Annotated in this window: 25 protein-coding genes; 10 read left to right on the top strand and 15 right to left on the bottom strand. The window is 63.1% G+C overall.

Annotated features, from left to right (window positions below; translation table 11 throughout):
- Positions 1 to 72: 72 nt before the first annotated feature.
- Entirely contained in the window at positions 73 to 861 is a 789-nt protein-coding gene (locus AC3ITM_RS00890; protein WP_489267676.1) for a tetratricopeptide repeat protein, read from the top strand.
- Between the two features lie 35 nt (positions 862 to 896).
- On the opposite strand, the gene AC3ITM_RS00885 is transcribed toward AC3ITM_RS00890, so the two are convergent.
- From AC3ITM_RS00885 to AC3ITM_RS00855, 7 genes are all read right to left on the bottom strand, one after another.
- Positions 897 to 1283 carry a cupin domain-containing protein gene (locus AC3ITM_RS00885; protein WP_489267674.1) on the bottom strand — a complete coding sequence of 129 codons (387 nt, stop codon included), beginning with the start codon at positions 1281 to 1283 and terminating at the stop codon, positions 897 to 899.
- Between the two features lie 87 nt (positions 1284 to 1370).
- Positions 1371 to 2186 carry an AraC family transcriptional regulator gene (locus tag AC3ITM_RS00880; protein WP_489267672.1) on the bottom strand — a complete coding sequence of 272 codons (816 nt, stop codon included), beginning with the start codon at positions 2184 to 2186 and terminating at the stop codon, positions 1371 to 1373.
- Positions 2187 to 2745: 559 nt separating this feature from the next.
- Positions 2746 to 3123: a hypothetical protein gene (locus tag AC3ITM_RS00875; protein WP_489267670.1), complete on the bottom strand. Its 378-nt coding sequence runs from the start codon at positions 3121 to 3123 to the stop codon at positions 2746 to 2748.
- 51 nt (positions 3124 to 3174) lie between these two features.
- Positions 3175 to 3609: a hypothetical protein gene (locus AC3ITM_RS00870; RefSeq protein WP_489267669.1), complete on the bottom strand. Its 435-nt coding sequence runs from the start codon at positions 3607 to 3609 to the stop codon at positions 3175 to 3177.
- A 151-nt stretch (positions 3610 to 3760) separates the two neighbouring features.
- Complete coding sequence (gene istB / locus AC3ITM_RS00865; protein WP_489267668.1) at positions 3761 to 4504, bottom strand: IS21-like element helper ATPase IstB; 744 nt, start codon at positions 4502 to 4504, stop codon at positions 3761 to 3763.
- A 10-nt stretch (positions 4505 to 4514) separates the two neighbouring features.
- On the bottom strand, positions 4515 to 6050 hold the full coding sequence (gene istA, locus AC3ITM_RS00860) for an IS21 family transposase (protein ID WP_489267666.1): 1536 nt from the start codon (positions 6048 to 6050) through the stop codon (positions 4515 to 4517).
- Positions 6051 to 6363: 313 nt separating this feature from the next.
- Positions 6364 to 6639 (bottom strand): hypothetical protein, encoded by a 276-nt coding sequence (locus AC3ITM_RS00855; protein WP_489267664.1) that lies wholly within the window; start codon positions 6637 to 6639, stop codon positions 6364 to 6366.
- Positions 6640 to 6732: 93 nt separating this feature from the next.
- Between AC3ITM_RS00855 and AC3ITM_RS00850 the strand changes: the two genes are divergently transcribed.
- Positions 6733 to 7770 (top strand): hypothetical protein, encoded by a 1038-nt coding sequence (locus AC3ITM_RS00850; RefSeq protein ID WP_489267662.1) that lies wholly within the window; start codon positions 6733 to 6735, stop codon positions 7768 to 7770.
- A 49-nt stretch (positions 7771 to 7819) separates the two neighbouring features.
- Here AC3ITM_RS00850 and AC3ITM_RS00845 read toward each other — a convergent pair whose 3' ends face one another.
- Together AC3ITM_RS00845 and AC3ITM_RS00840 are read right to left on the bottom strand one after the other, a co-directional pair.
- The gene (locus tag AC3ITM_RS00845; RefSeq protein ID WP_489267660.1) at positions 7820 to 11035 is read right to left on the bottom strand and encodes an XVIPCD domain-containing protein; all 3216 of its coding nucleotides are present in this window, start codon (positions 11033 to 11035) and stop codon (positions 7820 to 7822) included.
- Between the two features lie 36 nt (positions 11036 to 11071).
- Positions 11072 to 11725 (bottom strand): DUF1629 domain-containing protein, encoded by a 654-nt coding sequence (locus tag AC3ITM_RS00840; protein ID WP_489267658.1) that lies wholly within the window; start codon positions 11723 to 11725, stop codon positions 11072 to 11074.
- 1197 nt (positions 11726 to 12922) lie between these two features.
- Between AC3ITM_RS00840 and AC3ITM_RS00835 the strand changes: the two genes are divergently transcribed.
- The 3 genes from AC3ITM_RS00835 to AC3ITM_RS00825 all read left to right on the top strand — a co-directional run bounded on the left by AC3ITM_RS00835 (position 12923) and on the right by AC3ITM_RS00825 (position 15389).
- The gene (locus tag AC3ITM_RS00835; protein ID WP_489267656.1) at positions 12923 to 13726 is read left to right on the top strand and encodes a hypothetical protein; all 804 of its coding nucleotides are present in this window, start codon (positions 12923 to 12925) and stop codon (positions 13724 to 13726) included.
- Positions 13727 to 13932: 206 nt separating this feature from the next.
- Positions 13933 to 14124: a YegP family protein gene (locus AC3ITM_RS00830; RefSeq protein ID WP_489267654.1), complete on the top strand. Its 192-nt coding sequence runs from the start codon at positions 13933 to 13935 to the stop codon at positions 14122 to 14124.
- A 692-nt stretch (positions 14125 to 14816) separates the two neighbouring features.
- The gene (locus AC3ITM_RS00825; RefSeq protein WP_228884682.1) at positions 14817 to 15389 is read left to right on the top strand and encodes an OmpO family porin; all 573 of its coding nucleotides are present in this window, start codon (positions 14817 to 14819) and stop codon (positions 15387 to 15389) included.
- A gap of 244 nt (positions 15390 to 15633) precedes the next feature.
- Here the strand turns inward: AC3ITM_RS00825 and AC3ITM_RS00820 are convergent, their stop codons facing one another.
- The 5 genes from AC3ITM_RS00820 to AC3ITM_RS00800 all read right to left on the bottom strand — a co-directional run bounded on the left by AC3ITM_RS00820 (position 15634) and on the right by AC3ITM_RS00800 (position 18754).
- A complete protein-coding gene (locus tag AC3ITM_RS00820; protein WP_489267652.1) occupies positions 15634 to 16659 on the bottom strand; it encodes an NAD(P)H-dependent glycerol-3-phosphate dehydrogenase in 1026 nt (341 codons plus the stop codon).
- Positions 16660 to 16679: 20 nt separating this feature from the next.
- A complete protein-coding gene (gene secB / locus AC3ITM_RS00815; protein WP_228884684.1) occupies positions 16680 to 17195 on the bottom strand; it encodes a protein-export chaperone SecB in 516 nt (171 codons plus the stop codon).
- 103 nt (positions 17196 to 17298) lie between these two features.
- Positions 17299 to 17736 carry a rhodanese-like domain-containing protein gene (locus AC3ITM_RS00810; RefSeq protein WP_228884685.1) on the bottom strand — a complete coding sequence of 146 codons (438 nt, stop codon included), beginning with the start codon at positions 17734 to 17736 and terminating at the stop codon, positions 17299 to 17301.
- An 81-nt stretch (positions 17737 to 17817) separates the two neighbouring features.
- On the bottom strand, positions 17818 to 18252 hold the full coding sequence (locus AC3ITM_RS00805) for a hypothetical protein (RefSeq protein WP_489267650.1): 435 nt from the start codon (positions 18250 to 18252) through the stop codon (positions 17818 to 17820).
- 31 nt (positions 18253 to 18283) lie between these two features.
- The gene (locus AC3ITM_RS00800; protein ID WP_489267648.1) at positions 18284 to 18754 is read right to left on the bottom strand and encodes a YiiD C-terminal domain-containing protein; all 471 of its coding nucleotides are present in this window, start codon (positions 18752 to 18754) and stop codon (positions 18284 to 18286) included.
- Positions 18755 to 18797: 43 nt separating this feature from the next.
- Here AC3ITM_RS00800 and AC3ITM_RS00795 point away from each other — a divergent pair, with 43 nt between their 5' ends.
- The 4 genes from AC3ITM_RS00795 to AC3ITM_RS00780 all read left to right on the top strand — a co-directional run bounded on the left by AC3ITM_RS00795 (position 18798) and on the right by AC3ITM_RS00780 (position 22562).
- Entirely contained in the window at positions 18798 to 19574 is a 777-nt protein-coding gene (locus AC3ITM_RS00795; protein WP_489267647.1) for a uroporphyrinogen-III synthase, read from the top strand.
- A 108-nt stretch (positions 19575 to 19682) separates the two neighbouring features.
- On the top strand, positions 19683 to 20663 hold the full coding sequence (locus tag AC3ITM_RS00790; RefSeq protein ID WP_489267645.1) for a uroporphyrinogen-III C-methyltransferase: 981 nt from the start codon (positions 19683 to 19685) through the stop codon (positions 20661 to 20663).
- Positions 20660 to 21982, top strand: a complete 1323-nt coding sequence (locus AC3ITM_RS00785) for a heme biosynthesis protein HemY (protein ID WP_489267644.1) — start codon at positions 20660 to 20662, stop codon at positions 21980 to 21982. The genes AC3ITM_RS00790 and AC3ITM_RS00785 overlap by 4 nt, the downstream gene beginning before the upstream one ends.
- Before the next feature lie 184 nt (positions 21983 to 22166).
- On the top strand, positions 22167 to 22562 hold the full coding sequence (locus tag AC3ITM_RS00780) for a DUF805 domain-containing protein (protein WP_489267642.1): 396 nt from the start codon (positions 22167 to 22169) through the stop codon (positions 22560 to 22562).
- Positions 22563 to 23054: 492 nt separating this feature from the next.
- On the opposite strand, the gene AC3ITM_RS00775 is transcribed toward AC3ITM_RS00780, so the two are convergent.
- Positions 23055 to 24305 carry an FAD-dependent oxidoreductase gene (locus AC3ITM_RS00775; protein WP_489267640.1) on the bottom strand — a complete coding sequence of 417 codons (1251 nt, stop codon included), beginning with the start codon at positions 24303 to 24305 and terminating at the stop codon, positions 23055 to 23057.
- Between the two features lie 104 nt (positions 24306 to 24409).
- On the opposite strand from AC3ITM_RS00775, the gene AC3ITM_RS00770 reads away from it, so the two are divergent.
- Positions 24410 to 25327, top strand: coding sequence for a LysR family transcriptional regulator (locus AC3ITM_RS00770; RefSeq protein WP_489267638.1), 918 nt, complete (start codon positions 24410 to 24412; stop codon positions 25325 to 25327).
- The last annotated feature ends 158 nt before the right edge of the window (positions 25328 to 25485 follow it).

Here is a 25485-nt window from a genome sequence, read left to right as displayed (position 1 = left end):
TGCGGCCCTTGGGGGACGCACGCTGTGCGCCTCCGCCGGGGGCGGGTACCAGAGGGGGCACTGAGCATTGAAGTGAAGCGCGATTTCAAGGTGGGCGATGTACTGGTCTCGCGGCGTGAGGATGGCGATTGGATGACGGTGAAGATTCTGGCCGTGGACGCCTGGCCGGACGCGGACGACACGTTGCATTGCCTGGTGTTCCAGCCCATTGCCCAGACGCCGACAGCAGCATCGTTCCGCGCCCCGGGCGACCGCGGCTGCCACGGCCCGATCAGCGCCGCCGGGTTCGCTGCGGGCTGGGAGGTGCTGTGCACCTCGCCCATAGAAGACGACGACATGGTCGGCTTCATCGAGTACCTGAGGATCACCGACTTCTGGCGCTATCTGCAGGTGACCGGTCAGGATGTAGACGCCCTTGTCGCCCAGGCCAATGCGCACTATCAGGCCGCGCTTGCCCTGGACAACGACGGCATGAAGCTGGAGGCGATCGACGCCTACACCCAGGCGATCGAACTGTTCCCGGTCTTCTTCGAAGCCATCGACAACCGCGCCTTCCTGCATATGGAGCTTGCCGACTATGCCACGGCATTGAACGGTTTCGAGGAATCGCTCCAGGTCAATCCGGACGGCAATTCGGCGTTCTTCTCTCGCGGCGAATGCCTGCTGAGGCTGGGCAGGCTGGAGGAAGCGCAGCAGGTATTTGAAGAGGGAAGGCAGCGGTTTCCCGAACATCAGGAGATGTACGTCCGCTTCCTGGCCGAAACCCTGGAGCAGAAGCGGAAGCGGGAAGGCATTGAAGGAGCCGAGGCCGTCGCCAAGCCCGCCGTCAGCAAGCGCCCGTGGTGGAAACCCTGGAGCTGATGTTCGCACGCACTCCGGCAGAGGGGCGCGGATTGCTAGATCCACACATCATTCCGGGCGGTCATCTCCCCAAGGTCTTCACCCGTGTTAAGGACACCACGCGGCTCGATGAGCATCAGCTTCACCTCATGCTCGGCATAGGGTTTGTGCTCGACCCCTTTGGCAACGACATATAGCTCGCCTTGCCGCAGCCGGACGCTGCCATCGCGGAAGTCGATGCGCATTTCGCCCTCGACAACGAAGAACGCTTCATCGGTATCGGCATGGCTGTGCCAGATGAAATCGCCTTGCAAGCGAACGACCTTGAACTGGTAGTCGTTTATTTCAGCAATGACTTTCGGCGCCCATTGTTCGCTGAACCGGGTGAACTTCTCTACGAGATTGATGGGCTGGTGACGATCTGAATGGGAGGATTCCGGCACATTCGGTTCCTGATGGGGGCGGAGGCCATATGCTGAAGTGCCCTTGCTCCCCCGTCTTGGACGATCGTGCAACATGCGGTGGCATGCCTAGGGCGAAGGCTTCATCCGTTTCAACCATCGTGCCGGAGGAACGCCATAGGCGGAGGTAAAGTGGCGCGCCATGTGGCTCTGGTCAAAGAAGCCGGCCACCAGTGCCGACTCGTTGATGCTCTGACCTGCCAGCATCAACCGACGCACCACGTCCAGACGGCGCATGGTGAGGTAGCGATAGGGGCTGGTGCCATAGACCGCGCGAAAATCACGGCTGAGCTCCCAGCGATCCAGGCCACTGGCCTCCACCAGCGCGTCAATCGTGATGGCATGTTCCAGCGAAGCATGGATATAGGCCCGGGCACGCTCCAATGCAAAGAAATCGGGGCGGCGCCTGATGCGCCGCTGCCCGGCAGCATCGGCGAGAGCCTGCGCCAGGTCATGCAGGCTGTCTTCTTCTTCCAACGGGTCGATAGGAGTAGCCATGTCCTGCAGCAACGGAGCCAAGGCTTTGCGGATCCGCGCGTCACCGGAGAGGCCGCCTTCGATGAAGGGCAGTGGCCTGCCAGCAAGGATCTTCTGCAACAGCGAAGGCTCGATGTATGCCATCCGGTAATGGAACCCCGCCTCGGTGCCTGCTTCCCCGTCATGCAGCTCATCGGGATGAAGCACCATTACGGTACCGGGCAGGCTGTGCCGACGGCTACGGCGATACTGGAAGCTCTGTACACCCGCCAGGGTCAGCCCGATGGCATAAGTGTCGTGCCGATGCGGGGCATAACCATGCCCGCCGAAATAGGCTTCAATGCGTTCGATTTTTCCTGGCTGGGCGGCGTACTGCACCCAGTCCGAAGCGCTTGCTCGCCTGGCCATTGCATTCGTCTCAGTGACACGCCATCCGATTGGGCACGCGCGTTCAGATGATTGTCGTGCACGTCTCTTGCCCATGGCAACGCCAAGGCAGGCCCGCTGCAAGGCATCCGCGCCGGCACCTCCTCCCTCCACTACCTTTTGTCGGCCAGGAAGTGGACAAGCACCCTCGGCTTCTGAGCCGTGTGGAAGTTGACAGACCACGGGATGGGGAGCAGCCCTCTCTCAACCGCACAGCCATCAGATTCCTTACAAGAATGAGGTAAGAACCAGTGTTCTCGCCATACTACATACAGCCAAGCACTTGGACACCGCCGCCAAATGAACTGGACAGTGGCACCAAATGAACTGGACACTGCTGCCAAGTGAACTGGACAGCAGCGCCAGACTGGACACATGGTCACCTTATCGCTGGCCAACCCCCAGTCTGGCGACGAGCTTGGCCACTTCAGATAGGGATTTGAGGCGCAATTGAACGGAAATGCGGATTGAGCACAGCAGGCCTAGCCCGGGAACTCAGGCGACCTGATGCCGGTTCCGTTTCACCCCTGACGTTGATCAATCACGGCGATTGCAGCTGTTTGGCCGACTCGCGCTGGGTGACACCAAAGAAATTTCCGGAATTGAGATAGGTGACATTGACGACAACACCGTCTTTCACTTCAAAGGTGTACTCAATGATTCCGCTGGCCTCTTTTTTTGCTGCAATGTTGTAGGTGATGAAGTCTGAGCCCCCGAGGGAAAACGTCTTGTCCGGGGTTCCGACGTACTGGATCACCTCATCTGGCGTCGCCGTATTGAGCTTGAAATCCCGGAGATAGCTCTTTGGATTGGTTGAAAGCGTTGGTCGGAAGACCCCATTGACGCTTTTGTCCTTGGCGATTGCTCCGCCGGCAATGAGAGCAGAGAGCAGCACCAACAGGGTGATTGCATTCTTCACGCGATTGACTCCTTTCATTGTGGGCTAACACCTGGATTGCCTAGTCCACTACTACGGTATTAGGCGGCTAATATCGTCAGCATGCGACGGGAACTTTGATTTCAGCAGCTGTTTCAGCTCCCTCAAATCAGCTTGATCCAGCAGGCGATCGAATTGATGTGTCGTAAGCCCTAGTTGACGAGCGTACTTGTCCAGGACCGTCTGCGTAGCGACGCGGTATCGCTTTGCCACGATCTGGGTGGCTATTGAGCGACTGTACGAACCATCTTGAACCAGCAACACAACCTCAATGATTTGCCTTAGGGCCTTGGGCGTCCCACCCGGGAACACAGGCGGGTCTGTAATCGCCGTAGAGGCTTCTCCTGGCTTGATGTCGAGCTGAAGCAAGCGTCGGAGGGACGAGTTGAAATTGTCGACCAACGGTTCAGCGTGGTTCTTGACGAGGGCAAAAATCTCGTCATCGACCTCCACCTGGTGGGTGGGCATAACGCACTCCTGATCTTCGGAAAATCCAGCGTATTCGCAAACTTTAAACACGTCAAGTAGTGTAAGTATATGCAGTATTTCGTGCCCATACTGGGGAGCGCTAGTTCATAGCCCCGAGGCTGCCAGCCCTGCAGCCTCGAGGCACACGCACTTACTCTCCCGCTTTGGCGGCTCTGGTCTTACGGAGGGATTCGCCCTTCAGGGCCAGCTTGTGGCTGCTGTGGATGAGCCGGTCCATGATGGCATCGGCCAATGCGGGATCATGGATGAAGGCGTGCCAGTCCTTGACTGGCATCTGCCCGGCCACAATGGTGGCACCGGATCCCACCCGGTCATCGAGCAGTTCCAGCAGATCTGCACGGCCGCGGCCACTGAGCGGGGTCAGCCCGAAGTCATCCAGGATGAGCAGCTTGGTCTTGGCCAGCTGCCCCCGCAGTTTGGGCAGTGACCCATCGGCATGGGCCAGCTCCATTTCTTCCAGCAACCGGCCCACGCGTCGGTAGCCGATCGGGATGCCGTTGCGCGCCGCCTGGACAGCCAAGGCACAGGCCAACCAGGTCTTGCCGGTACCGGTATGCCCGGTGATCAGAACGTTTTGCTGGCGTTCGATCCAGTTGCAGGTCAGCAAGTCGGCCGCCATCGACCGATCTAGGCCGCGGCCGCTGTGGAAATCGATGGCCTCGGGTTCTGCGAAGACCTTCAACCGACCATTGGCAATCAATCGTTTGAAGCGTTGGCTTTCCCGCTGACTGATCTCGGCGTCGACCAGGTGGCCCAATCGCTGATCAAAGCCAAGGGCGCCGTAGCTGGACTGGGAGTGCTGATGCTCCAGGCCGGCGACCATGCCGGTGAGTTTCAGATGACGCAGTTGATCGATGGTGTGTTCCAGGGACATGGTGGCTCCGTCAGCTGTAGTAGTGGGCACCGCGCACGTTTTCGTGCGTCGGCAGGGTGTCTTCATTGGCTGCATCCGTCTGGGTGGGCGCGACACGGTCCAACTGCCGCACCAGGATCGATTTGACCGAGCTGACGCTGCTGGCCTGGGCACGCAGGGCGCGATCGCACGCCACCTGCAGTCGATCGATGCCGTGTTCGCGTGCCAGGCGTTGAAGGCCCCGGCAGGCCTGCAGCGTCAACACCGGCCGACGGTGCACCTCGCTATGTCGCTGCACGAAGGCGAAAAGAGCGCCGGCCTGTTGCTTGGCCCACTCCATCAGGTGCTCCATCGTGTCCTGGGAGTACGCCCGATGTGCCGGTGGCTGATGCTCGGGCAGCGTGCTGCAACCACCGACTTCCTGCTCGCGCAGATGCAGTGCAACGCGCTTGTCGCGATGGAAGGCGAATACTCCATCTCGGGTAGCCTTCAGGTTGACCTTGCTCCCGACCAACCGATGCGGCACGGAGTAGAAATGGCCCTCCCAAGCGACGTGGTAGTCCTGTCCCACAGGCACCTTCAGCTTCCATTCGGCGTACTCGTAGTCGGTGCTGGGCAGCGGTGACAGGGCGGGTGCATCCAGTTCTCCAAACAACTGCTGGCGGGATTTGCCACCACAACCCCGCATCGGCCGGTCATTCAGATGCTCGACCAGCCCAGCGATGGCGAGGTTCAGTTCCTCCAGGGAGAAGAACACCCGATTGCGCAGGCGGGCCAGGACCCAGCGCTGCACCAGCAACACGCCAATCTCCACCGGGGCCTTGTCCTTGGGCTTGCGCGGACGTGCCGGCAGCACTGTGGTTTCGTAGTGCGAGGCGAACTCGGCGTAGGTCATGTTCAGCAGTGCCCCGTCTTGGCGCGAGATCGAGGTGACAGCCGCCTTGAGGTTGTCCGGAACCAGGTAGGTAGGCACGCCGCCAAAGAAGTTCAGCGCCTTGGCGTTGCAGGCGATCCAATCCACAGATTTCTGGCTGTGCACGGCGTAGGCGAAGGTCTTGCGGCTGGCCCCCATCACCGCAACGAACAGCTCGACCGGTGTCTTGAGCCCTGTTTGCGGGTCGGTCAATAAGGGGCGGACGCCGGAGAAGTCCAGGAACAGATCGTGACCTGGCAGCCGAACCTGGCGCATGACCAGGCCCCTGGAGCGCGCATGGCGGCGGTAGCGACGCCGGAACTCGGTCGCGGACATGGCCCCGCCTTCGAGGTTGATGGCGTATTCCTCGTGGAGCAGCGCCAGGGTGACCCCGCGCCGCTGCAGTTCGGCATGGACATAGTCCCAGTCCGGCTCGACGAACAGCTTCTTCAACCCGCTCTTACTCGGGTTCAACCAACGATCAAGGGCAACTTCATCCAGGGGCTGAATCTGCTCCCACTGGGCCTTGAGGGCACGTAGGCGCTTGCTGTAGCGCGTCACCGTGGAAGGGGATCGATCCACCTTCTGGGCGATCTGGCGATGGGACAGGTCGGTGCGTAGTAGGCACCGACAGAGCTCTTTGAGTACGGTCATGGCATTCCTTGCCGCGCGCACAGACGGCCTCGGAAAGCACCCGGGCCGAGCGATGGCAGCAGATCACCGCATCGGTCCGTGGTCGGACCAATGGGGATTGACGGAAGACGGGGAGATGCCGAGAATGCGACGACTGCTGAGTCGTCTGCATCCTCAAGCCCCCTGGCGCTGTAACGCTTGGGGGCTTTTTGCATTTCCGAGTGCGTATTTAGCCTGGACAGGTTCAAGCACTAGGTCATGGTCACGCTCCCTGTTGAGGGGGGGATGTGCGGTTTGGGGCGCAGCGGAACGGAAAACCGGGTTAAGCGGCCGCTCATTGGGGCGTCTTGGCGTCGAGCGCCTGGTGGCGCAAGTTGGCCAGCCACTGCGCAATGTCCTTGGCCAGGGCGAACTTGCCCCGTCGATGGGCAATGACGAACACCGGCACGGGGAGTGCCCCGCGCGATAGCGCCTGCCGGAAGGCATCGGCCGAGGTGTAACCCAGCGCCCGGCGCAGGTCGTCCTGGCCGATCACCGGCCCGTAACGTTGCAGCAAATCCTGTTCCAGCGTCTGGGCCAGCGGGTCGATGGGCGTGTCACGGTTCGTCATGCCGATAGCGTAGCCATTGCGCTTCCTCCTGCCCAGAAGGAAAGATAGGGAAAATCGTTACTCTATTTTTCTGGTCCGATGCCAGCTAAGTCATTGAAATACATAACGCCCTACCACAATGCCCGCCTCAAAGTGGTAGTGCGTTTTGCAGAATCCGAAAATCCCAAGGCCATCAAGAAGACGTTGAATGTCTTGAGAGCGGGGGCTTGGTTCGAGGGTCTGCGTACACGCCTTGGTCAATCGACGGCCTACGGGCTCGGACGGCAGTTGCAGCCGAACGCCTATCGAAGCGGCCATCACCACCACAACATGTGGGCCAAGTACGCCGGCGGGAGACACCTGCCCGGCGCCGAAACGGTGCGAGCCTGTGAACAGGCACTTCCACGATCAAGCGATCTCCTGGAAGACGCGGGCTGGGACCTGCTGGACGTGAGTCGTCCCATCGGGCTGCAAGGGGACGCGCTGCTGAAACGGCTACGGCCTACCATCCAGAACGCGATCTTCGATGAGCGGGCCCTGGCCATCGGACGCTATGTCCGTCGGCGAGCGCCTAACCAGCCATTGCATCGTTTGGAGGGGCAAGCGGACCTGCAAGCCGTGGCTGCCACGGTTGTCCTGTTACGGGAGGCCTATGAAGCGGGCAATCACTCGCGCGCCTTCGATATCGGGCGTTCGCTGCACCGCACCTTGTTGATGGCGGTGATCGGGACGCGCTTGAGGGGCATTGCTCTGGAACTGTTCGAGTTCTTCATCCGCCATATCTTTCCGATGGCGGCCGGCAAGGAAATCGCCTTCGACCTGGACCACCACGTGCTCCGTGCGCAGGCCTACTGGCTGGATCAGGTCATCCTGCAACTGGAAGACGACGGCTGGACGGGGTACAGGCCTGGGGGCCCGACTCGCGAGCTGCGCAAGGTTATTTCAGTCAATTACGGGTTTGACCTGCTGTTCGGCTTGGGACCGCGTCTAAAGCTGATCGTCCCGAGCGAGAAGGCCAGCGAAGATGCCCGACGCTGGGTCGCCTCAAATAACGTGGCATGGACGTGGGGTGCATCGGTGCTCCATGCCGGCAGGCGCGAGCGCCTGATACCCGATGAAGTGGCCGAGCGCATGGGCGCGGCACGTGCCTGAGTGCGGTTTGGGGCGCGCTGGGACTTAACAACACGCCCATCCCCGGATCTCAGCCCATGCTCATGCCGCGCGCCTGCCCCTGCTGCTCGCGCTCATTCTGCAGTTGCTGCTCCAGCTGCTGCGCCTGCTGACGCTGCTGCTGTTCCTGGCTAACCACCTCGAACCGCTGCAGCGACGCCTCCACCGGCGTCTGTGCGGCCTGCTCGGTGGGCATATGCGCACGCTGGTGCGCGGGGTTGTTCAGTTCGCCCTGGACAACAAACACGTTATGTCCCGCAGGCTTGTCGGCAGTGGCATTGCTCAGCACCACGTGGTCCACCCGATCCAGTCCATTGCCCTTGGCCAGGACCAGCAGGCTGGCCGCCATCCGCTCGCTGGTCGCATCGAAACTGCGCCCGTGCCTGGCATCCAGCGCCGTCACCTGTTCGCGTATCTGCTGGTAGAGCGCGTGGTCGGGATGACCGGCCTGCATCGGCGTCATCACCACCGGCGGCGTGGCCTGCTGATCGGGCGCCGCCGGCGCCTGGACTACGGGTGCGGCCGGCGCGTTCTCGGTCGACTGAGCAGGCAACGCCTGATTGCGATGCTGATGATCTTCGATGGATGGGTGCTGCACGGCGTCGGGCTGCGCGTTCCCTGGCGAGGGCGGTGTGACCGGCTCGGGTGGGTGGAGCGCGGCAGGCTGCTGCGACGTGTCTTGATTCAGGGCACCTGCTATCTGGACTTCCCGCTTATGGTGCGCCGATGGCGTGGGCTGCATGGGAGCTGGTTGACCAACATGCAGGCCCTGCCGGGTCGAATCATCCGCCGCCGCCAATGCCGGCTGCACCGCCGGTTCTGGCCGTGGCGCGTCGCGCGGGGTGAACGGCTGAATTTGTTCAGGGCGTTCCGGGGCAATCGGCGGCGAAGCAACAATGGGCGCGGAAGCGGCTACCATCGTCACTGCATCAGGTGCAGGGTTTGCATCACGTTGTCGCTGTACATCGACCGCTGTTTGCGGGGCTCGGGTTTCCTCCATCTGCGGAGCGTGCACGTTGACTGCCGCCAAGGTCGCCACCCGCTGCGCCTCCTGGGCGGATACGCCGTGCCGGTTGGCTTCGCGCAACGTCTGCTCATACGCGTCACGTTCGTCCGGCGACAACGCCGCGATGCGCAACTCGGGGGTATCGGGAATGGGGGCCTGCTCATGGCGGTGGGCTCGCACATCATTCAATGCCTGCCGCAGTGCTTCGCTGCTGGTGATGGCGACCTGGCGAGCTGCTCCATCCGGCCCGGTCTGGAAGTGGATGATCGGGCTATCAAAGCCACGCTTGTCCACCCCATCCGGCCGCAACTGCTGCATCGTCGGGCCAATAACGCCGTTGGCCTCCAGCGTCCGCTGCACCGCCAGCCCGATGGCTTGCTGGGTATCCGGGTTCACATTCAGATCGATGCCCGCACTCCGATAACGGTGCAGCAGCTCGTTCTTCTCGGCTTGGGCTGCCGTCGGCGCCGGCAAGGCCTGGATGTCTGCCAACGCCTGCTGCGAACGCTCCAGCGAAGGCTGGCGTATCAGGTTGGTCATCTCCAACTCCGTGGCCAGGTTGCCATGGGCCAACCCATCCCGGCTGGCCCATTCTCCTGCGTCATTGCGCCGGTAGACCTGGCCGTCCGAGCCCAGCACCACGTCGGGCTTGGCGCGCGCCGTCTCCACCGCTGCCGGCACGTCCACCCGGTAATCCTGCGCCCGTTGTGCGGCGTGGCTCTCCAGGTAAGCGGCGGCAATGGCTTCGCGACCGTTGCTGATATTGCCCTCGATGCGGGCCAGTGCTTCCTGGTTGAGCTGCCGGGCCCGCTCGGGCGTTGCGGTCTGGTTTTCGTAGCTGCCCCGGTCGTTCGCACCGGACACGCCGGTTTTGATCTGGCGTTCCCACGCCAAAGTATCGGGGTTGCGGTGCCAGTCCTGGTTGTCCAGCCCGCGCTGGTCACCGGGTTGGGCGGGGATCTTGAACGGGTCCTGCGGCGGTGGCACCTTGCCCAGCGCCAGCTCCACTGCTTTTGCGCTGGCCATGGCGCCCAGTTCCTGGGACTTCTGATAACTCGCCACCACATCTCGTTCGACGGGACTGCCGCGCCCATTGGACGTGCTATCGAAGGCGGTTTGGCGCTCCCAATTTCGGCCGTCGAACTTCCAGTCGACATCCGCCTTGTCGGTCTGGTGGTAGATGGCCCAGTTGTCGCGCAGGTCCGCGCCTTTCTCGAACGCCTTGCTCAGCAGCAGGGCATCGGCCGCCACTACGGCTGCCGGCAGGAACCCACTACCGCCCAGCGCCAAGGCGGTGGCGCCACCACCCACCCATCCGCCCGCGTTGCGGGCCAGCGCGTGGTTGACCTCCGACTGTGCGGCGGTGGTGTTGCCCTGCTCGAGCAGTTCGGCAGCGCGGCGTGCGGTTATGATGGCATCGGCGCCGGTGGCAAGCAGGCCGCCTGAGCGAACCAGGTTGCGGGCAGAGGCCTCGCCCAGCAGCAGGTCCATGGACACCGCGCCCTGCTGGCTGGGAGGGACGCGTATCCGGTAGGCCGACTCCTCGCCCAACACCAGCTCGACCCTGCGGATGCCCGGCTCGGACATGACCACGCGACCATCGTGGTGGGCGTTGGCGATAGCCAGTGACAGCCCGCTGCGTTGCAGCGGGACGTCGCCGCCACGGATCATCGGCGTGCTGTCCACGTCGATCTTGTTGAGCATGGTGACAATGCGCGATTCGGAGTGCGCGATGGCACCCCAGCCGTGGTCGATGCCGGTGAAGCCTTTCAGTGCCTGGATCTGAGGGGCATGCGTCTGGTAATAGGCTGGGATGTTGACGAAAAAATACCGGACCTTCTGACTGGTCAACTCGGGTGTTTGACCGAAAGGCGTATTGGTGTTCAGGTCACCATTGATCAGGCCAACCTTGACCGTGTCGCGCAACTGCTCGACGCGCTTGATCACCCGATCCATTGCTCCAGGGTCACCCTCCAATGAGGCTTGACCGTCCACGGTCATTTGAAGTTTGTTTAGCCGCTCTAACATTCCCAGCTGATAGGCACCTAGCGGACCGCCGCTATGCGGTGTAATTCCCAAGGCGTGTGCGAACTGCGGGTTGGCCGGAAGGAATAACCGATTCTCCGGGGCATGGATATCAAACTTTCCAGCCTGTTGCAGCTTGGCGAGCAACTCACTGTTCTTCAGCGTCTGTTGTTCAATGCCGTGGTGGTCTTGGAGGAGCGTACGGTAGTGGGGCATGGATCAGGTTCCTTCCTTGTCGCTGATGTTCTCGGCTCAGCAGTTCACAACGTCTTCAAACCAAAGCCCATTGGATTCTCTGGAGGTGACGATGCCCGCAGCCTCTACAGCCTCCTTGAATACACGGTCGCAAAAGACGCCGCCGTGGAATGCCAATCTGAAAACGTGAGCCGAACCCAGCACCTCGTGCTTGAAGGTCAAACGGACATCGCCGGTGAGGTCGTAATACTTGCCTGCCTCAAACTCATCACTGATATCGATGTTGAGTGTGGAGGCTTCTTCATCGAGCGCATCCAGCGTCCTGACGACATCACAGAGAAAGTAAGTAGGTCCCTGAGAACCGTCCGCGAAGCGGTAGTCGGTGTCGGTGAACACGAATGCGTCGGGGTCTACCGCTTCCATCACTTGGCGAAGCCGCTCTGAGACCAACCAGTAACCGCTCATCCCGCCTTCAAGGTCTTGGGGGAGCACGCCCTCACGCCGGTGGTAGACCAAGCGCGGTATTTCGCACAGCGGCGGGAAGCCGCCTGCCTTGGGTTTCACGATGAGCCGCGGCGGCGTCAGCAGTGCCTGCTCGTTCTCAAAAACCACCCCGTGGCCCTTGCCGCCCCGGCGGGCATCCGGCTGCAGCTGGAAGAACTCACCTTCTCGCGGTTGATTGGTCTTTTCCATGTGCTGGGTATTGTCCATATGGGGGCTGGCTCTGGGTGCCCTGACAGGTTAACCCGGGCGACTGATGGCAGGCCACCTCCCGAAGCTCGGCTTGGCTGCCCGCTCCCAATCCGTGCTCCGCTGGGGGCAAAGCGCGTGGCCCAGCACGCGCATGCTCAGCAGTATCAACGCCTGCGCTATTAGCCCAGGCCTGCGGCGGCGCCCGCCGATCAACGGCTGAAAAATCGAGATGAGCCTGTGTAATGGGTCAAAGCCGACAATAGGCCGCCTTCCTGCAAGGCCATGGGCCACTGCGACAGCCTCGCAAAACCGTCACAAGCTGTGACTCACACCATCACATCCAAGTACCCGAGGGGGAGCAAACGCTCGGGCTGTGCAGTCTGGTTGCGGCGTCCAGTCTGGCGCAGGTGTCCAGTTCATTTGGCGGCGGTGTCCAGTTCATTTGGCGCCGCTGTCCAGTTGGCTTGGCTAGGGGTGTCCAATTGGTTGGCGTTTTGTACCATACACCCATAAGCGATTGCTTTAACTGGTTCGCCCCCATAGTTTCCACAAGGAGCCCATGCCCTGCCTCCTAACACAGGCCAGCTATCTGACTGGCTTCAGACCGCATCTAGAAGAGGCCTAGCGAACCGAAAGAACGCGCTGCGAGGTTCATCTCGTTCGGGACATGGTCCCATGCCGCAACGAATGACGATTGATCATCACGTCATCAGCGCCTTACTTCTTTTGATGCTTCGCCCTGGATGTGCGCAGTCCGCAAATGCTGCCGGGCACACAGATGTCGTTGCTGCTCTAGGGCGGCCGCAGTGGGGCGCCGAGAGGAACTCTCCCGCGATGCTGGATGCGGACACGCGCACTCCATCTTATTTTTGAGATACAACCCGAGTAATGGAGCCTAACTCATTGATGTGTAAGGCCACTTATAACTTTCTTGCATTCTTTAAGAGGGCATGGCACGCACCAAATCCGCCCCTTCGTTGTGTTTTTGATTCACGTGAAACACTTCAACCTAAAAAATTACGCACCATACTTCACTGGCGAAATCAACGGAGGCGAATGACTTTCATGTATGTTATTGATTATAATGGATATTTACAAAAGAAGCCTCATCAACCTGGAGGGCGCAAGTAATACAAGTACTGCGACAAGTAATTCCTGTTGACATCACAAGATCGGTGCGTGCATCATCTTCCTCAATGAATATCGGCATACCCAATGAACACTGATCAGGTGGAAGAAAAGGGGTCTAAGGGAACTCGTGGCCGCAGTGGAGTCCAGTTCCCCTACTTCAACTTGGATTCCTCGGTGAAGGTAGCCGAGAAGATTCATCACGATGCAGGGGGAAGCTGCACACGTGAGCAATTGGCGGCGATGCTTGGATACAACGGGACTAAAAATGGTGGTTTTTTGTCCCGGTTCGGCGCGGCCCGCGTGTTCGGGTTAGTTGAGGACGTTTCCGGGATGATTCGTCCTACGCCCCTGGCTGCAAAGATCTTCGCTCCCGTAGAGGGGGGAGATGCTAATCGAGGCAAGGTCTCAGCGTTCCTAAACGTCGAACTGTTCGAAAAGCTTTACGAACGCTATAAGGGGCAGCCGCTTCCTAATCAGCAAGGTCTGGAAAATCTACTTCGCAACGAGTTCAGGGTCGTCCAAGCTCAGGTTAAGAACGCACTTCGGGTGTTCTTTGAGTCTGCTGAAACAGCAGGGTTCTTCCATGCCTCGGGCCGAGGACGATTGGTGCTTCCACTTGTTGCTAATGGTCACCAACATTCTATCCCGGCGCCAGTTGTTCAGATTGACCCAGATCAACTGCCTGCGTCGACGGTGCCCCTGCCGATGGCGGTTGTTCAGCCGAAGGAAATTGACACTTCGGGAATTCCGCCCGCAATTTTTGGGCTGATCCGAGACCTGCCGACGGAAGGAACCAAGATGTCTTCATCTAAGCGGCAGCGACTCATCAAGGCCTTCGAAGCGAGCATCAATTGGCTCTACCCTGACGAAAACGACGAGGACGACTGACTATGACCAGAAGAGCGATGGGCTTCTGACGCTTCCTACCCGTCGGGAGCCTTAATCGGAAAGGCCACAACAGCGGGGACTCTTGCCGGAGATCGCTGTTGTGGCCTTGGTAGGTACCTCTAGTGCCCTATATTTCCTAGGGCACTCCTAGCGTATCACCAAACGCAGCCTGGCCGCATGTGACGGCCGGAGCTATGGAGTACTCAATGAGCACCGTGACCTACCCCTGCTACTGGCAGAAGAAAGACAACAAGGGCGAGTGGTACTGGATCTACTACGCGGGCAATCGGGAGCCGATCGCCCGGAGTAGCGAATCCTACAAGAACCGGGCAGATTGCACACATTCGATTACGCTTATGAAGCAGTCGAGTAACGACCCTCTGTTCTATACCGATTAACTGCAGAAGCATGGCCCACGCAACAGCGTGGGCCATGTGGTTTTCGGTCGACTATATGAGGCCTTGCACGCAGCTGTGTCGATGGCTAAAACTGCATGCCCGACTTGTATCCGATACGATGGTGACTCCGCTTCAGCCGGTAGCTGACACGCGTCAGATCGCGGCCTCGCTTACTTGGATCCCCGAATACTGGTGGAGTTTGGCCCCTGCTCGTCGATGACCGACTCTAACGTTCGTCGAGGGAGTTGACTGCTGCTAGCCGCAGAACGATTCGCGTGTGACAGAGCCTTCTCTCGATCCACAACTATCCCCGCCGATAGTTCGGGAAATGAAGGCAACCACTACTACCGAAGTTTTCAGCTGCGTCGCGAATCTGTATTGGCCCACGAGGCTGCTAAGAGCCGCCTGCTGCCGTGAAGCATGCCTAGCCCCGATGCGGTCTAGGAATTGATCCAATAGTCTGTACAGGCTTTTGGTCCAATAGTTCGTGCAACTTGCATGAGCTATTGGACCCTGGCTACACCGCGCTTCCCGAGTTCCCTGAACCCCCGGTTTATTCACGTACTGGTCAGTTCAATATTCAGGGGCGATTGTGACGCCTAACGGATAATTCACACCTGTCGACCGCCCCTTCTCTCCCCCTCCCAAGGGGGCGGTCGGCAAAACCAAAATAATTAAAGGTGTGTCCCGATATGAAGACTTCTTTGCTTGCCCTGGGTCTGCTGGCTGCCCTGCCGTTCGCCGCTTCGGCAACCGACGGCCTGTCGTACAACTTCGTTGAAGGCGGCTACGTGAAGACCGACGCCAAGGGTGGCGATGCGGATGGTTGGGCGGTGAAGGGCTCGGTCGCCGTGGCGCCGAACTTCCACGTCTTCGGTGACTACAACGCGCAGGAAACCAAGCGCGGCAGCAACGACGTCGACCAGTGGAAGGTCGGTGTGGGCTACAACTACGGCATCGCCCCGACCACCGACCTGGTGGCACGCGTGGCGTACCAGAAGTTCGATCCCAAGCACGGCCTGGACTTCAACGGCTACTCGACCGAAGTGGGCGTGCGCAGCGCGTTCACCCCGAACTTCGAGGGCTATGTGATGGCCGGCTACGAGGACTACAGCAAGAAGCACGGCATCAACCCGGACGGCGAGTTCTACGGCCGCGTCGGCGCCCAGGCCAAGCTCAACCAGAACTGGGGCCTGGCCGGCGAAGTGAAGCTGGCCAAGGGCGGCGACAAGGAATGGTTCGTCGGCCCGCGCTTCACCTGGTAATACGCGATACGCAAGATGGTGTTGGATGGCGCGTGACCTCTCTCCCACGCGTCATGAAGCCCGGCCTGGCCGGGCTTCACTTACATGGCCGCAACCTCGTCGGTGCGCCACGAAAAAACCCGGCCTTGTGCCGGGTTTTTTCGTTGTGGCAGCGCATCCACGCATGGCGTGGATCTACCCCCGGCGGTTGCGGTTGATGGCGCACCAAACCAAAACCCCGGCGCTGGGCCGGGGTTCTGGTGGATCATTTGAACAGCGTGTCCGGATACTCCGGCTTCTGCTCGCGTGCCAGCAACGCACGCAATCCCTCTTCGGGGGTCTGCTCGCCATGCAGCACGGCACGGACCCGGTCGGAGATCGGCAGGTCGATACCGTGCCGGCGCGCCTGGCGCATGACTTCATCGGCGGTCTGCACCGACTCCACCACCTGGCCGATCTCGCGCACGGCGTCCTGCAGGGTCTGGCCACGCCCCAGCGCCAGGCCCAGGCGACGGTTGCGCGACAGATCGCCGGTGCAGGTCAGCACCAGGTCGCCCAGGCCGGCCAGCCCCATCAGGGTCTCCGGCTTGGCGCCGATCGCCGCGGCCAGCCGCAGCATTTCGTTGAGCCCGCGGGTGATCAGGCCGGCACGGGCGTTCAGGCCCAGCTGCATGCCATCGGCCACGCCGGTGGCGACCGCCAGCACGTTCTTCATCGCCCCGCCCAGCTCGGCACCGACCATGTCGTCGCCGGTATAGGCGCGGAAGGCCGGGCCGTGCATCGCATCGGCCACCTGCTGGGCGAACTCCGGCGCGTCGCCGTGCACGGTGATCGCCGTCGGCAGGCCCAGGGTGACTTCCTTGGCGAACGACGGGCCGGTCACCACCGCCAGCGGCACGTCCGGCCCGAGGACCTCGCGCGCTACTTCGTGCAGGAAACGGCCCGAGCCCGGTTCGAAGCCCTTGGTCGCCCAGGCCACGCCGGCCTGCGCCGGGCGCAACGGCGCCAGCGCACGCACGGTTTCACCGAAGGCGTGCGAGGGCACCACCACCAGGATCCAGGTGGCATCGCTGACCGCAGCGGCCAGGTCGGTAGTGGCGCGCAGCGATTCGGGCAACGGAATGCCCGGCAGGTACCGGGTGTTCTCGTGGCGCTGGTCGATGGCCTCGACCATTGCCGCATCCCGTCCCCACAACACGGTGCGGTGACCGTGCCGCGCAAGCAGGCTGGCCAGCGCCGTGCCCCAGGAGCCGGCGCCGAGTACCGCGATCTTGTCTGCGTGGATGCTCATCGGAACGACAGCAGCGCCGATCAGGCGTTGCCGGCCGGCTCGGAATCAGCCAGCGAGGTCTCGCCCTGTTCCTGGCGCTGGCGCAGGGTTTCGGCGTACAGACCTTCGAAGTTGATCGGCTGCAGGAAGAACGGCGGGAAGCCGCCGGCCTGGATCAGTTCGCTGACCAGCGAACGCACGTACGGGAACAGGATGTTCGGGCACTGGGTGCCGAGCAGCACGTCGATCGCCTGCGGCTCCAGGCCGATCAGGCCGAACACGCCAGCCTGCTGCACTTCGGCCACATAGGCGGTCTTGTCGCCGGCCTTGCAGGTCAGGGTGACAGCCAGCACCACTTCGAAGGCGTTCTCGCCCAGGCGCTGCACGCGCTGGTTGAGGTTGAGCTGCAGCTCCGGCTGCACCGCTTCGTTGAACACGGCCGGTGCGTTGGGCGATTCGAAGGAAACGTCCTTGACGTAGATCTTCTCAACGGTGAACGAAGGGCCGGTGGCGGCGTCGACCGGCGCAACGGCGCCGTTGGTGGTTTCGTCGGACATTTCGTGTAGCTCCAAAATGAATGCTGAAAAGTGGATTGTTACATGCCCTGCGATGGGGGCACCGGGCGCCACGTACAAGGCACGCGGTGCGATCCGGGCAGAATCAGTTGCGGCCCTTGACCAGCGGCAACTCGGCCTGCTGCCAGGACGGAATGCCGCCATCGAGCACGCTGACCTGTTCGAAGCCGGCCTTCTTCAACGCCTTGGCGGCGGTTTCCGAGGCGGTGCCGTTGCGGCATACCAGCACCACCGGGCTCTGCCTGGCGTTGGCCACCAGCTTGTGCTCCGGGCCGAACTGGCTGGGCTGCACGTTGCGGCTGCCGGCGATATGGCCCTTCTCGAAATCGCTGCCCGAGGACAGGTCGACCACGATGGCGCCACCGGCATTGATCAGGTGGGTCAGTTCGGCCGGCTTGAGCGACTTGAAGCCACGCAGCAGGCGGCGGACTTCGGTGACGATGATGGCCACGGTCAGGCCGACCAGGGCCATCGACAACATCGGGTTTCGGCCGGCAAAGGCCAGCAACTCTTCGTAATTCACTCAGATCACGGGTCGTTAAGCGGGCGCCGATTGTCGCACATGCGGATCAACCGGCGTCCAGCCCCGGCCAAGGGGCCGGATTCAGGATTCCTGCCAGAGGTCCGGCAGCCCGTTGGCCTGGAGCCAACGCTTGCCCTGCGCGTCCCAGCGCCAGATTTCCTTGACCCTGACCAGGCGCTCGGCCTGGGTGTTGTTGTTGATCACCCGCACCTCGGCATTACGCCCCACCCGGCCATCGGGCATCGGCACGTTGTCCCCGGCGCGGTAGCTGGAGATCTTGACCTGCTCGAAACGGCGCAGCTCCAGGTCGGTCAGCGGGTGGACCCTGGTGTATTCCGGGTCCAGGTACGGCAGCATGTCCTCGACGGTGCCCCAGCGCAGGGTGGAGTCGTACTTGACCTGGGTTTCTTCCAGTTCCCGGCGCTGCTTCTTGGTGATTTTCTGGTCGGCGGCCAAGGCCGTCACGCTGCTGAGCGCAAACAAGGCCAGCAGCAGGATCTGAAGCGTACGACGCATGCGCATTCCCCCAATCGGCAAGGCGCCCATCCTACCGCCTTGCGAAGGCCACGAAACGCCCGGTCAGCTCGGCGGCCGGCTTGCCATCGGTGCCCGGCTGCCGGGCCACCAGCCCGATCCGGGCCTTGCCGCGCTGGGCGAACGTGGCCAGGAAGCCGTCCCAGTCGGCGTCATCGGCGGCCTGCGCCTGGGCGTGCAGATCCTGATAGACCGGGGCCAGGTAGCGCACGTGGCTGTCGGCCACATACACGTCGGCGTCGAAACCGGCCAGCCGCAGGCGCAGGGTGACCAGGGCCCAGCCGGACAGGGTCAGTGCCGAGGCCAGGCTGCCGCCGAAGGCGTTGCCCTTGTCGTTGACGTTGGCCGCCAGCGGCGCGCCCAGGCACAGCACGCCATCGGCGTAGGCCTCCACGCGGATCTGCATGGCCGCCACCGGCGGCATGCGGTCGAGTACGTGCTGCAGCGCGGCCAGCTGCGCAGGCAGGGATTCAGGATTGGACATCGGCACCACAACGCCACGGCAAAGGGCTCGCATAATGCCCGCAATGAACCGCCAAGCACAGATGCCGGACTGGACCCTGATTTCGCTGCGCCCGCGCGGCCAGCACGCCCCGCTGCGCCGTGCCGCGCATGCCGCCGGCGCGCAGCTGGTGGCGCTGTCGCCGTGGCGGCTGCGCGCGCGCGACGATGCCCCCACCGCTGCCGATCTGGCGCGCGCGCTGGACGCCGACCGGGTGGTGTTCAGCAGCCCGGCGGCGGTGCATGCCGCCGCGCGGTTGCAGGCACTGGACGCCGCACCCGCCGGAACCTGGCTGGCGGTCGGGGCTGGCACCGCCGCGGCCCTGCACCGGCACGGCGCGCGGCAGGTGCTGGCACCGGCGCGGATGGACAGCGAGGGCCTGCTGGCCCTGCCCGCCCTGGACGACCTGCACGGCCTGCGCGCCGGCCTGGTCACCGCCCCCGGCGGCCGCGGCATCATCGCCAGCACCCTGGTCGCGCGCGGTGCGCAGCTGCAGCGCGCCAATGTGTATGCGCGGCAGCCGCTGCCGCTGCCGGCGCGCACCCTGCAGCGGCTGCGCGCCAGCCCGCGCCCGTGGGCGCTGGCGCTGAGCAGCGGCGAGGCGCTGGCGCTGCTGCTGGCGCAGTTGCCGGGCGATCTGCAGGCACCGCTGCGCCAGGCCTGGGTAGTGGCCGCCAGCGCGCGCCTGGCCGAGCAGGCCAGCCAGGCCGGATTCCCCCGGGTATGCCTGGCCGAGGGGCCCTTACCACGCCAGCTGGTCCAGGCTGCACACACCGCGATCATCACTTCCGCATCTACCTGAACAGGCGCCGCGTCTGGCCTTGCGGGCCGCGCAGGCCACGGGTGATGCTGTGCAGCACGTCGCTCGCCAGCCTGCGGATGTCCCGGCGCGACCGACAAGGATGCCCGTATGAATGATGCCGCTTCGCCTGCTGCTGCCCCCACCCCCCTGCGCTGGATCGTGCCGTTGGCGCTCCTGGCCGTGGTGGCCGGCGGCGTGGCCTGGGGCTGGACCCGCTGGCAGGCCGAGCAGGCCCGCAGCGACCAGCGCCAGGCCGAAGCCAGCCTGCAGCTGCAGGGCCTGGTGGACAGCGTGGACGCGCTGCGCCGCGACCAGCGTTCGACCGCGCAGCGATTGCAGGATGCGGCCGCCACCAACCGCGTGCTGCGCGATGAAATGCTCGGCCTGAGCCAGCGCAGCGCGCTGCTCGAAGACAACCTGGCCAAGCTGGCCGACAGCACCCGCCACGGCGCGCAGGCGCTGCAGCTGGAAGAGGCCGAACTGCTGCTGGCCCAGGCCGCACAGCGGCTGGCCTACGCCGATGACGTGGACGGTGCCAAACGCCTGTACGCGCTGGCGGCCAGCGCCCTGGACGATGTGCAGGGCAACGACTACCTGAACCTGCGTCAGGCGCTGATGCAGGAACGCAATGCGGTGGACAGCCTGGGCCCGGGCGTGCGCGCCACCACCCAGCAGCAGCTGGGCGCCTTCGCCAAGGCCCTGCAGCAACTGCCCGATACGGTGGTCGACAGCCAGGCCGACGCCACCACACCGTGGTGGCACCAGGTACTGGCCCCGTTCGTGACCATCACCGCCACCCGCACCCAGGGCCCGTTGACCGATGCCGAACGCATGGCCGCGTGGGACGGCCTGCAACTGGAACTGACCCTGGCGCGCGCAGCCATCGAACGCGGCGACCAGCCCGGCTATACCCAGGCGCTGGACCGGGTCGCGTTGTGGCTGCCACGGCTGTGGCCGGATTCACCCGCCCTGCGCGCGCGACGTGTTGAACTGCAGCAACTGCGCACCCGTGTGCTGCACCCCGCGTTGCCCGAGCTTGGCAGCACCCTGCAGCAACTGCGCTCGATGCGCGATGGAGATACCCGATGAAGCCATTCCAATCCCTGGTGGTGCTGTTGCTGGCGGTCGCCCTTGGCGTGATCGCCTCCCAGTTCCTGGGTACCGAACACCTGCGCCAGTTCGGCGAAGTGATCTACCGCTATGGCGGCAACGACTACCGTTCCACCGTGCCGCAGGTGGCGCTGATGGTGCTGGTCGGCCTGCTGGTGCTGTGGCTGCTGTGGAGCCTGCTGGCCTCGCCGTTCCGCGCCTGGGGCCGCTACCGCCGCAAGCAGGGCCGCGCCCGCCTGATCGAAGGCATCCAGGCGCATGAACAAGGCCAATGGCAGCGCGCCGAAAAGCTGCTGGCCAACGCGGCCGAAGACAAGGAAGTGAGCGCGGTGGCGATGGTGACCGCCGTGCGCAGCGCCCAGGCGCGCGACGACCAGGCGGCGGTCAACCAGTACCTGCAACGGCTGGGCGGCGAAGACCCCACCCTGCATGCGCTGCTGCAGGCCGAGCGCCTGCTGGCGCAGGAACGGCCGGTGGATGCGATCAACCTGCTGGACACCGCCGCGATCCAGCCGCTGCCCCCGCGCGGGCTGTGGCTGCGCACCGAAGCCCTGGCGCGTGCCGAGCGCGCGCACGAGGCGTACGGCCAGCTGGGCGCCTTGCGCAAGCAGAAGGTGCTGCCCGATGAGGCGGTGGCCGAGCTGGAATCCCGCCTGGCCGCGCAGTCGCTGCTGGAAGCGGGCGATGTCAACGCACTGGCCGCGCAGTGGGAAGCCACCCCCAAGCCGCTGCGCAGCGATGCCGACGTGGTGTCGGCCTACGCCCTGCGCGCGGTCGCGCTGGACTGGGACGAACCGGCCCTGCTCACCCTGGAACAGGCGCTGGATACGCGCTGGGACGAATCGCTGGTGACGCTGTACGGGCAGATGCCGGTAGACAAACTGGCCACCCGCCAGGCCAACCTGCAACGCTGGCTGGCCAACCAGCCGTCCAGCCCGGCGCTGTTGCTGGCCCTGGGCCGGATCGCCACGCGCCAGCGCCAGCACGTGCAGGCCGAGGATTACCTGCACCGCGCGATCGCCGCCGGCGCCGGCCCGGATGCGTGGGAGGCCCTGGGCCAGCTGTTCATCGAGCGCGGCGAACCGGCCCTGGCCGCGCAGTGCCTGGCCAATGCGCTGCGCCAGCAGCGCGGCGACGACAGCATCGCGCTGGCCCGCGCCGCCACGGTAGCGCCGACCGCCGCGGTGGTACCCGAGCGCGCCACCGTGGAAGAGCAGTCGCTGATGAGCAACGCCCCGCCGGTGCAGGACAGCCTGCGCGATGAGCGCGACGACTACGGCAACCCGCGTTTGCCGTAGCGCCGGGTTTGGCTTGGCAACCGGGCCGATCCCGCCAGACAAGCCAACGCATCCCCGGCACAGCAATCGTCGCAATGAAAAGGCCGCCCTTGGGCGGCCTTTTCATTTCATAGTTGTTGTATGGCCTGTGCCGCGCGCGCGCCCTACCCTGCGCGGCCCCTCCCATCGAACGCCCTATCCAACCATGATCGGCCTGGCAACGCGCCCCTTCCGCCGCTACCTGTCCTTCAACGGGCGCTCGTCCCGACGCGAGTTCTGGTACTTCTTCGTCTTCCAGGCCATGGTCAACGTGCTGTGGGTCGCCGGGCTTTCCTACCTTGCGCACCATCGCGCACCCGGCCACGTCGCCGGTGACCTGACCCTTGAGTACGTGTTCGGATATGCCTGGGTCGGCTATTTCTTTCTGAGCGCCCCTCCGTACTTCGCGCTCGCCGCCCGCAGGTTCCATGACCTTGGCCAGAGCGGCTGGTGGACGCTGCTCCACCTGATACCGATGGTCGGCCCGGGTTGTGTCCTGGCCGCTATGGCGCAACCCGGCCAGGCCAATGACAACGTGTACGGCCCATCTCCCTCCCGTTGAAGACGGGCCGTCGGTCCCACCCCGCAACTGGCGAATGATCGCCGCTACCGGGCAGAACCACCTCTACGCCAGATCGGCGAACATCCGACCACGGGTCGGACCTACCTGCTCTACGGTCCGCACGCCGGGATCTTTCCAGAGGAGGACAGGCAGCCCCATGCGGGACTGTCCAGAACATGGATGTTTTGGACAAGCCCCCAGGGGTGAGGGCGGATTGCTTGCGAGGCACTGCCTCGCATTCGCCCGAACGCACAGCCGTGAGCGGCTGGGCCGGCCCGCGGAGCGGGGTTTACGTGCGTGTCCCGCATGGGGCTGCCCGTCCTTCTCCGACCCGGACGAACAAGACGCTGCTCTTCCACGACGTAACGATCGGCACAATGTTGCATCGACTCATTCGATCTCATTGTTCAGCTGAACCACCTTGGAGTCCTCCCGCATAGCAAGGCTTCTTGCGGCCGGAATGCCATGCGGCCGCTGCGCTATCCCTGCCTTTCATAGACGATACAGACTGCCAACGCCGGTCGCCGGCGCCCTGTCAATGCAGTCGGCCATCGGCAAACCCTGCGACCATCCTTCCGCCATGGCCTGCGCATCACGCAATGGATCGGACGCCTTGGCGCGCTCATTGCGAATACGGCAGGTTTCGGGGTCTTCGGCGAAAAGGCCGCGCGCGAACATTCGGCCCTGCTCTGCCAGCCTTGTGGTCTTTGGTCTACGGACCGCAGCGAAGCGCAGCAATGCTTCATCAAGGCAATCGTCGGTCCCATCCAGGCACCGCGCCAGATGCCAGGCATCTTCCAAAGCCTGACAGGCGCCCTGGCCCGAGGTCGGCAGCGGCGCGTGCGCCGCATCTCCGACGAGCAGCACATTTGCTCTGCTCCACGTGTGCAGCGGCTCCAAGTCGTGCACGGCAATCAGTTGGATGGAGTGCGCCGGCGTGGCCGCGATGAGGCGGGCGACAGGCTCGGGCCATCCTGCAAACAGATCCATAATCTCTTTGTGCATATCCGCTGCGGGCGTCGCCTCAGGCAATGGCCGCGCCTGAGCGGCCGCCCAGTACACCAAATCTGTCCGGACCGCGACGCAACCGAAACGATTGCCAGAACCCCAGTAGTCCTGAATCTCGATGTCGTTCACCAATGCACCATTTCCCTGTGCAACTCCGATCCAGTTCACAAAGCCTTGATAAATTGGCGTGTTGTCCTCTGCGACGAATCTGCGCGCCACCGAGTCCATGCGGCCATCCGCGCCGATAAGCAGATCTGGACGGATACTCCCCCCGTTCTCGAACCGCGCCACGGCCTTGCCGCTGGCATCTAGGTCAATCGCTACCGCTCGATGTCCGAACTCCACCTGGATACCAGCTCGTGCCGCATGGTCCAGCAGTACCGCCTGCAAGTCTCGACGCAAGATCGTATGTGTCGGATATCCCATGATTTGGTCCAGCAGCTTAATGTCCAGGCCACCCAAGGAACCACCAGCTGCGTCTTTGCGGTGCACTGACACTGGCCGGCCGCCCACTGCCGCCACGTCCTCCAACAGCCCCAGTTCTTGCAGCACAAAGCCAGCGTTGGGCCAGAGCGTCACCCCGGCTCCCATGGTCGCCGGCCCTGGTCGACGTTCATATACGCGGGGGGTGTGCCCCTGCCTATGCAAGGCAAGTGCCACGCTCAAACCTGCAATTCCACCACCAAGTATTCCGATTTCCATGCTGAAGCACTCCTGTTCGATTGGCTCAGACACGCCGTCCCGAGCCTTCATTTGAAGGAACGCCATCCTAGACTGTGCCGATCTGGAGAATTAGGATGCAAAAATGAGTGATATTGATGTCGTAAATGGGATACATGATGCGCAAGACCCTCGACCTGAATACAGTCCGTGTCTACGTGGCCGTAGTAGACGAGCAGAGCTTTTCCGGCGCGGCGCGCCTGCTGGCCCTGCCGTCGTCCAACGTCAGCCGGCACGTCGCCTCGCTGGAACAGAGGCTGGGCGTCCGCTTACTGGAACGCAGCACTCGCCATCTACGCATGACGGAAGCCGGGAAGTTGCTTTACGGGCGCGCCAAGCCGCTGCTCGACGCCTTGATCTCCACGGAAGAGGAGCTCGGCGCAGTACAGCGCGAATTGAAGGGGCCGCTAAGGATGTGCATGCCAAACGAAGCGCCAAGGCTGCTCGCTCCTATCCTGGCCGAGTTTTGCAGTCTCCATCCCGGCATTGAATTGGAATGCGACACGCGCCTAACCGGTCTGGAAGCGCTGCGGGAAGACATTGATCTCTCCATCGTCTTCCACCGGGGGCGTCAAGATGACAGTGCGTTCATCACCCGCGAACTCGCGACGTTGTCCAGCATTGTGGTCGCGGCGCCCGCTCTACTGACCCAAACTGGGATGCCGCGCCAAGTGCGCGAACTTAAGTCCTTGCCTTGCATCACAACCGTGAGCGCACTGAAGGGCCAACCTTGGCAGTTTCTCGACACTGCGGGCGAGATCGTGAAGGTGCCTGTGCGTAGCCGCTATCGCGTCAACAGCGGGGAACTTGCGGTGGCGGGCGCGCGTCAGGGGCTTGGCTTCGCAATCGTTGCGGCCTACCCATGTCAGGAAGATCTTGCCGCGGGCCGATTGCAGGAAGTGCAGCTGGATCTAAGCCCTGCGCCGCTGCAATTGCTTGCCGCCTACAGTCACCGGCATTCGGTCACTGCGCGGGTTAGGGCGTTGCTAGAGTTCATCCAGGCGCGGCTGCAGGGGTTCGAAAGCAGTTCAAAGTGAGTGCCAAATCCAGGCGAGTCCTCGAACGGCCAGTACCTGCCTCTCGGTACGGTCGGGGCTTGGTCCGCGTGCCCCGCCGTGTCCCTTCAGCTAGTTGAGATCCTTGGGCAAGTGCGCCCTCATGGCGGCAATGGACCCAACAGGCCGCCAAGGGCGGC

The sequence above is a fragment of the Stenotrophomonas sp. KH_029 genome (assembly GCF_057839765.1).
Note: the sequence above shows the minus strand (reverse complement) of the source record. Positions and strands in the feature narration are given on the sequence as shown.

Excerpts from the sequence above, each read along its gene's own strand:
- AC3ITM_RS00770 (WP_489267638.1), top strand. The coding sequence starts at position 24,410 with ATGCGCAAGACCCTCGACCTGAATACAGTCCGTGTCTACGTGGCCGTA.
- AC3ITM_RS00835 (WP_489267656.1), top strand. The coding sequence starts at position 12,923 with ATGAACACTGATCAGGTGGAAGAAAAGGGGTCTAAGGGAACTCGTGGC.
- AC3ITM_RS00840 (WP_489267658.1), bottom strand. The coding sequence starts at position 11,725 with ATGGACAATACCCAGCACATGGAAAAGACCAATCAACCGCGAGAAGGT.
- AC3ITM_RS00805 (WP_489267650.1), bottom strand. The coding sequence starts at position 18,252 with ATGCGTCGTACGCTTCAGATCCTGCTGCTGGCCTTGTTTGCGCTCAGC.
- AC3ITM_RS00780 (WP_489267642.1), top strand. The coding sequence starts at position 22,167 with ATGATCGGCCTGGCAACGCGCCCCTTCCGCCGCTACCTGTCCTTCAAC.
- AC3ITM_RS00795 (WP_489267647.1), top strand. The coding sequence starts at position 18,798 with ATGAACCGCCAAGCACAGATGCCGGACTGGACCCTGATTTCGCTGCGC.
- secB (WP_228884684.1), bottom strand. The coding sequence starts at position 17,195 with ATGTCCGACGAAACCACCAACGGCGCCGTTGCGCCGGTCGACGCCGCC.
- AC3ITM_RS00820 (WP_489267652.1), bottom strand. The coding sequence starts at position 16,659 with ATGAGCATCCACGCAGACAAGATCGCGGTACTCGGCGCCGGCTCCTGG.
- AC3ITM_RS00800 (WP_489267648.1), bottom strand. The coding sequence starts at position 18,754 with ATGTCCAATCCTGAATCCCTGCCTGCGCAGCTGGCCGCGCTGCAGCAC.
- AC3ITM_RS00825 (WP_228884682.1), top strand. The coding sequence starts at position 14,817 with ATGAAGACTTCTTTGCTTGCCCTGGGTCTGCTGGCTGCCCTGCCGTTC.
- AC3ITM_RS00790 (WP_489267645.1), top strand. The coding sequence starts at position 19,683 with ATGAATGATGCCGCTTCGCCTGCTGCTGCCCCCACCCCCCTGCGCTGG.
- AC3ITM_RS00870 (WP_489267669.1), bottom strand. The coding sequence starts at position 3,609 with ATGCCCACCCACCAGGTGGAGGTCGATGACGAGATTTTTGCCCTCGTC.
- AC3ITM_RS00845 (WP_489267660.1), bottom strand. The coding sequence starts at position 11,035 with ATGCCCCACTACCGTACGCTCCTCCAAGACCACCACGGCATTGAACAA.
- AC3ITM_RS00785 (WP_489267644.1), top strand. The coding sequence starts at position 20,660 with ATGAAGCCATTCCAATCCCTGGTGGTGCTGTTGCTGGCGGTCGCCCTT.
- AC3ITM_RS00855 (WP_489267664.1), bottom strand. The coding sequence starts at position 6,639 with ATGACGAACCGTGACACGCCCATCGACCCGCTGGCCCAGACGCTGGAA.
- AC3ITM_RS00880 (WP_489267672.1), bottom strand. The coding sequence starts at position 2,186 with ATGGCCAGGCGAGCAAGCGCTTCGGACTGGGTGCAGTACGCCGCCCAG.
- istA (WP_489267666.1), bottom strand. The coding sequence starts at position 6,050 with ATGACCGTACTCAAAGAGCTCTGTCGGTGCCTACTACGCACCGACCTG.
- istB (WP_489267668.1), bottom strand. The coding sequence starts at position 4,504 with ATGTCCCTGGAACACACCATCGATCAACTGCGTCATCTGAAACTCACC.
- AC3ITM_RS00830 (WP_489267654.1), top strand. The coding sequence starts at position 13,933 with ATGAGCACCGTGACCTACCCCTGCTACTGGCAGAAGAAAGACAACAAG.